The organism is Geoalkalibacter sp. (genome assembly GCF_030604225.1).
In the GTDB taxonomy this organism is placed as follows: domain Bacteria; phylum Desulfobacterota; class Desulfuromonadia; order Desulfuromonadales; family Geoalkalibacteraceae; genus Geoalkalibacter.
Genome location: NZ_JAUVWH010000158.1, coordinates 1 through 6,160, shown reverse-complemented (window position 1 = coordinate 6,160; position 6,160 = coordinate 1). Strand labels below are relative to the sequence as shown.

At 65.7% G+C, this 6,160-nt stretch carries 8 protein-coding genes; 2 read left to right on the top strand and 6 right to left on the bottom strand.

Going from position 1 to position 6,160, the window contains the following annotated elements; all coding sequences use genetic code 11:
- Positions 1-41 precede the first annotated feature (41 nt).
- Positions 42-974, bottom strand: a complete 933-nt coding sequence (gene hflC, locus QAT43_RS13675) for a protease modulator HflC (RefSeq protein ID WP_305043643.1) — start codon at positions 972-974, stop codon at positions 42-44.
- Positions 971-2,002, bottom strand: coding sequence for an FtsH protease activity modulator HflK (gene hflK, locus QAT43_RS13670; protein ID WP_305043642.1), 1,032 nt, complete (start codon positions 2,000-2,002; stop codon positions 971-973). The genes hflC and hflK overlap by 4 nt, the downstream gene beginning before the upstream one ends.
- A gap of 218 nt (positions 2,003-2,220) precedes the next feature.
- On the opposite strand from hflK, the gene QAT43_RS13665 reads away from it, so the two are divergent.
- Both QAT43_RS13665 and QAT43_RS13660 read left to right on the top strand, forming a co-directional pair.
- Positions 2,221-2,553 (top strand): MoaD/ThiS family protein, encoded by a 333-nt coding sequence (locus tag QAT43_RS13665; protein WP_305043641.1) that lies wholly within the window; start codon positions 2,221-2,223, stop codon positions 2,551-2,553.
- 3 nt (positions 2,554-2,556) lie between these two features.
- Complete coding sequence (locus QAT43_RS13660) at positions 2,557-2,775, top strand: hypothetical protein (protein ID WP_305043640.1); 219 nt, start codon at positions 2,557-2,559, stop codon at positions 2,773-2,775.
- Between the two features lie 50 nt (positions 2,776-2,825).
- Here the strand turns inward: QAT43_RS13660 and ybgF are convergent, their stop codons facing one another.
- The 4 genes from ybgF to QAT43_RS13640 form a co-directional block, all read right to left on the bottom strand.
- Positions 2,826-3,641, bottom strand: a complete 816-nt coding sequence (ybgF, locus tag QAT43_RS13655) for a tol-pal system protein YbgF (RefSeq protein WP_305043639.1) — start codon at positions 3,639-3,641, stop codon at positions 2,826-2,828.
- Between the two features lie 72 nt (positions 3,642-3,713).
- Positions 3,714-4,271 (bottom strand): peptidoglycan-associated lipoprotein Pal, encoded by a 558-nt coding sequence (pal, locus tag QAT43_RS13650; RefSeq protein WP_305043638.1) that lies wholly within the window; start codon positions 4,269-4,271, stop codon positions 3,714-3,716.
- 110 nt (positions 4,272-4,381) lie between these two features.
- Positions 4,382-5,674, bottom strand: a complete 1,293-nt coding sequence (gene tolB / locus QAT43_RS13645; protein WP_305043637.1) for a Tol-Pal system beta propeller repeat protein TolB — start codon at positions 5,672-5,674, stop codon at positions 4,382-4,384.
- A 4-nt stretch (positions 5,675-5,678) separates the two neighbouring features.
- Positions 5,679-6,160, bottom strand: a 482-nt coding sequence (locus QAT43_RS13640) for a TonB C-terminal domain-containing protein (protein WP_305043636.1), incomplete at its 5' end; no start/stop codon positions are given.

Genomic DNA, 6,160 nt, shown 5'->3' with positions numbered 1-6,160 from the left:
CGGGACGGCCTTTTTGCTGAAACCCTCGGATGAGGACGTGGTTATTCGATGCTGTGCAGGAAGCGGTAGAAGTCGGCGTCGGTGCTCAGCACCAGGCGCGCGTTGTCCTTGACCGCCTTGCGATAGGATTCGAGGGTGCGCACGAAGGCGTAGAAACTCGGGTCGCGGCCGTAGGCCTCGGCGTAGATGTTGGCCGCCGTGGCGTCGGCCTCGCCGCGAATCTCCTCGGCGCGACGGAAGGCTTCCGATTCGATGGTGCGCAGTTCACGCGCCATCTGCCCGAGGATGTCGGCGCGCTCGCCCTCGCCTTCCGAGCGGTACTGGGCGGCGACCTGCTTGCGCTCGGACACCATGCGCTCGTAGACGCGCTGGCGAACCTGCTCGACGTAATTGATGCGCTTGATTTGCACGTCGATGAGATCGATGCCGTATTCGGGGGTCATGGCGCGCGCCTCGCGCAACACGTTGGCGAGAATCTCCTCGCGCCCGGTGAGGTTTTCGGCGGCGATGGCCTCGCCTTCCACCTCGAAGACTTCTTCGCGCACCCCGCTCGGCGGGCTGTAATCGGCGCCGCGCACCAGTTCCACCAGCAGATGGCCGGAGACGGCGTCGCGCACCACCGAATCGAGGATGTCGTCGAGGCGGCTGCGCGCGCCGCGCTCGTTGGCCACCGCGCGGTAGAACAGCAGGGGATCGGAGATGCGCCAGCGGGCGGTGACATCCACCCAGATGTAGCGCTTGTCCTTGGTGGGAATCTGGTTGGGGTCGCCGTCCCACTGCATGATGCGGCGCTGAAAGCGATGCACCTCCTGGATCAGAGGCAGCTTGAAGTGCAGCCCGGCCATGCGGATGTCCCCGACGGGCTTGCCGAATTGGGTGACCAGGGCCTGCTCGCCCTCGTCGACGACGAACAGGCTGCCCCGGGCCAGCACGAAGGCCACAACCGCGACAATAATCAGCAGTTCCTTTTTCATTGGGCGCCTCCCTTGCCCGCCTGGCGCAGGGGCAGCAGCGGCAGGGCGCTGGTCGCGCCGGCGGCGTCCATGACGTAGATTTCCTCGACCTGCGGCAGGATGCTCTCCAGGGTTTCGAGGTAGAGGCGGCGCCGGGTGACCTCGGGCGCCTTGCGGTATTCGCCGAGCAGCGCGCTGAAGCGCAACGCCTCGCCCTGGGCGCGATTGACGCGCTCCACGGCATAGCCCTCGGCCTCGAGAATGCGGCTACGCGCCACGCCGCGCGCCATGGGCACCTCGCGGTTGTACTGCTCGTGGGCCTGCAGAATCATGCTTTCCTTCTGCTGCTCGGCCTCGTTGACCTCGTTGAAGGCGGCCTTGACCGGCCCCGGCGGGTTGACGTCCTGAAAGCGCACGGTAACGATGCGCACCCCCATCTCGTAGCTGTTGAGGATCTCCTGCACGTCCTTCTGGATGGCCAGGGCGAGCAGGGCGCGCTCGGTGGTCAGCACCTCGGTGACGTTGGAGTTGCCCACCACGCGCCGCACCACCGCCTCGGCGATATCGCGGATGGTGGAGGCGGGGTTGTTGACCTTGAACAGGTACTTGTAGGGATCGGCGATCTGGTACTGCACGATCCATTCGACGTCGGTGACGTTGAGATCGCCGGTGAGGGTCAGGGATTCCTCTTCCAGGCCGCGCTTGACGTAGGTGGAGCGGCCGCCGCCCTGATCGACGGTGCGAAAGCCGAAGTCCTCGCGCAGCACCCGCCCGGTCTTGACCAGGTAGACATCTTCGATGCCGAAGGGCAGCTTGACGCGCAGGCCGGGGTCGGTCATCTGCACGAAGCGCCCGAAGCGCAAGACCACCCCCGTTTCCTCGGTACCTACCTTATAGAAGCTGGTCGCGGCCGCCCACAACACCAGCAGCGCCACCACCACGCCGCCCATGGCGTTGCCCGGCAGCTTCAGGCCGCGGAAACGGTTGAGCAATTTGTTGAGCTCTTCATCAATCTGGGACTCGCGACGTCCCCAAGGATCGTTCTGCATCGCATTCCTTTCCAGCGGAGGGAAATTCAACATGCCGACGCTCCGCCCTGCGTCACGACACCGGCGGACTATACCATGGGGGGACGCGGATTAAAATCTGTTTCGGTCGCGGCCCGCCGATTCTCTTCTTGCTGGATTTTGCCCGCCCACCTGGGCTACCCTGAGGCTTGGCCGGCCGTCTTCAGCGGCCGTCGCCTCGAACCGAAAGGATACCCGTCATGACCCACGCTCCCGCGAAGTCCTCTGCCGGCGTCGTCGTCCGCATGTTCGGCGCCCTGCACAGCCTGCGCCGCAGCCGCGGCCTGCCCGCCACCGTCGAACTGGAGCTTCCGCCCGAGGGCCGCACCGCCCAGGAAATCGCCGAGGAGCTCGAACTGCCCCTGGAGCGCATCGAGGCGGTGTTCATCAACCACCGTACCTACGACCTCGACCACCGCATCCGCCCCGGCGACCGCCTCGCCTTCGTTCCGCCGGGCGTCCCAGGTCCGCACCGTTTCTGCCTCGGCATTCATCCGGCCAACCGCAAATCGCGCAGCGGCGAGGATTCCTGAACCATGGGCAAACCTTCCTCTCCCGCCGCTGCCCGCTTGTGGAACATCCTCGCCGGCCTCTGCATCCTGGGCGGCTTCGCCGTGGAAATCTACGCCGTGGTGGTCAACAGCTGGGCGGTGTTCCGCGTCGGCCTGGCGATCTTTCTGCTGTGCATCCCCTGCGCCATCATCGCCTGGTACTACCGCAACCGCGGCAACATCGGCCCGCCCCAGCCCCAATAAAAAAGGCGACCTTCGCGGGTCGCCTTTTTCCTGATGCCTTTTAAATTCGTCTAGCGCCACTGGTCCAGATAGCCGCGCGCCTTTTTCGCCTCGTCGGAGAGGGGGTAGGCCTCGATGATCTTCTCCATGATGACCCGGGCATTGCGCCGATCGCCCAGGGCCTCGAAGGCCATGCCCTGCTTGAGCATGGCCGAGGCGGCCTTTGGATGCTCGCCGTGCTTCTGGATCACGTCCTGAAACTGCAGGATGGCGTTTTCGTACTTCCTTTCGCCGTAAAAAGCCTCGCCCACCCAGTACATGGCGTTGATGGAAAGCTCGTGGTTGGGGTGGCTCTTGAGGAATTCCTCGAGGGATTGACGCCCTCCGGCAAAATCGTTCTGCCGCATGATCTGATCGAGGCCACGCTGGTAGAGCGCTTCGGGCGATCCCTGGCCCGCGGCCGGCGCTGCCGCCGCCGGGGCGATCACCGCGCCGCCGGTGCCGCCCTCCAGGCGTGCGACGCGATCTTCCAGGGCGCTGACCTTGAGGCCGAGATCGTCGCGCAGCAGGCGCATCTCGTCGCGCAGTTGTGTCTGACCGCGGGAGCTGTCCTCGAGCCGGCCGTTGACCGCCTGCAGATCGACCCGCAGGGTATCCAGGGCCGCCTGGTTTTCCGCCTGCTGGCGGGCCAGGGCGTCAAGGCGTCCCCCCAGTTCCTGACCCTGCTCCTGGGTGCGGCCGATGGTCTGGCGCTCCATTTCGGCCAGACGGCGCTTGAGTTCCTGCATGTCCTGCTCCATGCGCAGCTGGCTCTGGCTGGGAATACAGCCGCCGGCCAGCAGGCCGAGCAGCAGCAGGAGCAAAAGAATTCGCGATTTGTTACGCATGGGATAACCTCCGGTGCCATGAACAAAAGGGCCGCGCATGGCGCGGCCCTTCCAGATGCGACCGGCCTTGGCTTAAAGTACCGGCTTGAATTCGGCGCGACGGTTCTTGGCCCAGGCGTCCTCGTTGCCGGCCGGGTCAAGGGGCAGTTCCTCGCCGTAGGAGATGACCGACAGACGCTCGGCGGCGATGCCCAGGGTCACGAGGTAATTGCGCACCGCCTGGGCGCGACGCTCGCCCAGGGCCAGGTTGTACTCGTCGGAGCCACGCTCGTCGGTGTGGCCCTCGATGAGCACCTTGACATCGGGATTGGCGCGCAGATAAGCGGCGTTGCGGGTAAGGGTCTCCTGGGCGCGCTGGCTCAGGGTGTAGGAATCATACTCGAAATGAATCCGCTCCAGGGCCGCGGCGATGTCCGCCGCGCCGGGACGGCCATAGGCGTCGCGCTCGCCCACGGCGCTCTCGCGCAGGGAGCCGTCGCCGTAACCGGAGACATCACCGGCGACGCGGCCATCGGTCAGGCCGGCCTGGGAGGCATCGGTGCCCACCGGCTTCTTGGCGCAGCCCGCGAACACCAGGGACAGAGCGGCCAGCACCAGGGCCATACGCATAATTTGGTTGAATCTGCTCATCTTGACCAACTCCTTGAAAAATTTTTCACCTTGAATGCCGGCCCGGTCAACAAGAGACCGGCCGCGAAAAAACCCGGCCATTATACCGATTGTGCGAGAAAAAACAACAATTACCGCCAGGGCCCCGACCAGGCTGGATGGGACGCCTCGCCGCCCCCCGGCGAAATGCGCCGTGCCCCGGTGCCGTCGGCGCGCATGACGAAAATCGCCTTGCGCCCGTCCTGGGTCGAGGAGTAGACGATGAAGCGCCCGTCGTGGCTCCAGCGCGGATGCTCCTTGCTGCCCGCGCCGAAGGTCAGGCGCCGCTCGTCGCTGCCGTCGGCGCGGATGGTGTAGATGTCGAAACGCCCGCCCTCCAGGCGGGTGAAGACGATGCGCTCGTCCTTGGGATGCCAGTCCGGCGTGGCGTTGTAGGTGCCCGAGGGAGTCAGTCGCCGCAGGCTGCCGCCCTGCAGGTCCATGACGAACACGTGAGGGCCGCCCTGGCGGTCGGAAATAAAGGCCAGGCGATCCGCCGCCGGGCTCCAGGTGGCATCCACATCGATGTTCCAGTCCTGGGTCAGGCGCCGACTCAGGGAGCCGTCGGTACCCATCAGATAGAGGTCGGGGTTGCCCTGGTAGCTCAGGGTCAGGGCGATTTCCCGCCCGTCGGGGCGGTAACGGGCGCTGATGTTGAGACCCTCGCGCCCCGAGAGGCGCGCCTCGCGCCCGGAATAGATCTCCTTGCGGTAGAGGTCGGGGTTGGTCTGCTTGTAGGAGGTGAAGATCAGCTCCTTGCTCACCGGTGAGAAATCCGGGTTGAGCACGATGGAGCGATGGTCGGTGAGACGGGTCGAATTGTGCCCGTCCACATCCATGATGTAGAGCTCCTTGTGCCCGGTGGCGTTGGAGATGTAGGCGATCTTGGAATTGAAGGGTCCCTCGATGCCGGTCAGGCTCTTGAGGATCTGGTCGGCGAAGGTGTGGGCCATCTGCCGCGCGTCGGCGACGCGCCCCACGTAGCGCCGCCCATCGAGCAGGCGGCGGCGCACCACGTCGAAGAGGCGCGCCTCGAGCACCAGGTTGTCGCCCTGCACTGAATAGGTGCCCTTGATCAGCACCTCGGCGCCGAGCAGGCGCCATTCGGCGAAATCCACCTCGCTGCTGAGCAGTCCGATGCGCCGCGCGTCGCCGAGAAAGGCGGCCGGGTCGACGAAGGAAAACAGTCCCGAGAGATCGAGGTCGGCCTGAAGCACCTGGTCGATTTGCGCCGCGACCTCGGGCCGCGGGGTCACCTCGCGCGGCAGAAACTGAGTCAGCGCCAGGGGAATGGTCTGCTGGCCCGGGGCGCGGATCTCGATCTGCGCGGCGGCCGGCGCGGCCAGGGTCAGCAACAGCAACAAAGCGGTGAACGCACGCACCATGCGATTACTCCATCAAATCCTTGAGGTTGAAAACGTAGCGCTCTTCCCAACGGCGACCGGGCTCGAAGGGCAGCTTCTTCTCGCGCAGAATGGCGGCGCGCACCGAATCATCGAACACCCGGTCGCCCGATTCGCGCACACAACGATAGTCAATGAGGTTGCCGCGCGCATCGTAGATGATGACGAGCTCGGCTTCGAGGTCGAGGCGACTGACCTGATACTTGGAGAGTTTCCACTGCTGCCGGAAAAACTCGTTCATCCAGGCCGCATAGGAGGCGCCCGCCTCGGTGCCGCGCCCGTCGGGCATGCCCAGGGGCGCGTCGGGGATGGGCGAGCCCCCCCGGGTGTCCTTGGCGGTGAGGGCCGCCAGACTCTTGTCGAGGGCCGCTCGCTCCTCCTGGCGCCGCGCCTGCTCGCGCAGCTCGGCCATGCGTTTGTCCAGGTCCGCCTGGCGCGTGTCGGGCTTGGGTTCCGGCTTGGGTTCCG

What these genes read in the sequence shown, in the direction of transcription:
- hflC (WP_305043643.1), bottom strand. Translation starts at nt 974, where the DNA reads ATGAAAAAGGAACTGCTGATTATTGTCGCGGTTGTGGCCTTCGTGCTG.
- QAT43_RS13665 (WP_305043641.1), top strand. Translation starts at nt 2,221, where the DNA reads ATGACCCACGCTCCCGCGAAGTCCTCTGCCGGCGTCGTCGTCCGCATG.
- hflK (WP_305043642.1), bottom strand. Translation starts at nt 2,002, where the DNA reads ATGCAGAACGATCCTTGGGGACGTCGCGAGTCCCAGATTGATGAAGAG.
- ybgF (WP_305043639.1), bottom strand. Translation starts at nt 3,641, where the DNA reads ATGCGTAACAAATCGCGAATTCTTTTGCTCCTGCTGCTGCTCGGCCTG.
- QAT43_RS13660 (WP_305043640.1), top strand. Translation starts at nt 2,557, where the DNA reads ATGGGCAAACCTTCCTCTCCCGCCGCTGCCCGCTTGTGGAACATCCTC.
- tolB (WP_305043637.1), bottom strand. Translation starts at nt 5,674, where the DNA reads ATGGTGCGTGCGTTCACCGCTTTGTTGCTGTTGCTGACCCTGGCCGCG.
- pal (WP_305043638.1), bottom strand. Translation starts at nt 4,271, where the DNA reads ATGAGCAGATTCAACCAAATTATGCGTATGGCCCTGGTGCTGGCCGCT.